General features: G+C 49.9%; 1 protein-coding gene. It reads left to right on the forward strand.

The genetic code is table 11. The features are described from left to right. On the forward strand, positions 1-1,610 hold a 1,610-nt coding region (locus BUB18_RS29775), incomplete at both ends, for a hypothetical protein (RefSeq protein ID WP_178372231.1).

The raw sequence follows: 1,610 nt of genomic DNA on the forward strand, positions 1-1,610 counted from the left end.
GATGCAACCCCTGTGGTATCCACTGGTAACATCCAGCAGATCGGAACCTGGACTGTTCAATACACTGGTGCTAACACTGCTCCAACAGTAAGCGACATCCACGATCCAAAAGCTACCATCACGGTAACACCTGGTGATCAGGTACAACTGACCTGGACAGTAACCAGCATCGTAAATGGTGTAGTAAATACTAAATGTCCGGCTACAACTGACGAAGTAATCATCTACAACTTCGCAGCAAATCCAGCGGCTAACGCAGGCGCAGATCAGGAAGATTGCGGTAGAACTACTGCCTTCACCCTGGATGCAACCCCTGTGGTATCCACTGGTAACATCCAGCAGATCGGAACCTGGACCGTTCAATACACTGGTGCTAACGCAGCTCCAACTGTAAGCGACATCCACGATCCAAAAGCTACCATCACGGTAACACCTGGTGATCAGGTACAACTGACCTGGACGGTAACCAGCATTGTAAACGGTGTAGTAAACACTAAATGTCCGGCTACCACTGACGTAGTCACCATCTATAACTTCGCAGCAAATCCAGCGGCTAACGCAGGTGCAGATCAGGAAGATTGCGGTAGAACAACTGCCTTCACCCTCGATGCAACCCCTGTGGTATCCACTGGTAACATCCAGCAGATCGGAACCTGGACTGTTCAATACACTGGTGCTAACACTGCTCCAACAGTAAGCGACATCCACGATCCAAAAGCTACCATCACGGTAACGCCTGGTGATCAGGTACAACTGACCTGGACGGTAACCAGCATGGTAAACGGTGTAGTAAATACTAAATGTCCGGCTACAACTGACGTTGTGGTGCTGTACAACTTCGCAGCAAATCCAGCGGCTAACGCAGGCGCAGATCAGGAAGATTGCGGTAGAACTACTGCCTTCACCCTGGATGCAACCCCTGTGGTATCCACTGGTAACATCCAGCAGATCGGAACCTGGACTGTTCAATACACTGGTGCTAACACTGCTCCAACAGTAAGCGACATCCACGATCCAAAAGCTACCATCACGGTAACACCTGGTGATCAGGTACAACTGACCTGGACAGTAACCAGCATCGTAAATGGTGTAGTAAATACTAAATGTCCGGCTACAACTGACGAAGTAATCATCTACAACTTCGCAGCAAATCCAGCGGCTAACGCAGGCGCAGATCAGGAAGATTGCGGTAGAACCACAGCCTTCACCCTGGATGCAACCCCTGTGGTATCCACTGGTAACATCCAGCAGATCGGTACCTGGACGGTTCAATATACTGGTGCTAACACTGCTCCAACAGTAAGCGACATCCACGATCCAAAAGCTACCATCACGGTAACACCTGGTGATCAGGTACAGCTGACCTGGACGGTAACCAGCATTGTAAACGGTGTAGTAAACACTAAATGTCCGGCTACAACTGACGTAGTCACCATCTATAACTTCGCAGCAAATCCAGCGGCTAACGCAGGTGCAGATCAGGAAGATTGCGGTAGAACAACTGCCTTCACCCTCGATGCAACCCCTGTGGTATCCACTGGTAACATCCAGCAGATCGGAACCTGGACTGTTCAATACACTGGTGCTAACACTGCTCCAACAGTAAGCGA

Source organism: Chitinophaga jiangningensis, assembly GCF_900142605.1.
Classification (GTDB): Bacteria; Bacteroidota; Bacteroidia; order Chitinophagales; family Chitinophagaceae; genus Chitinophaga; species Chitinophaga jiangningensis.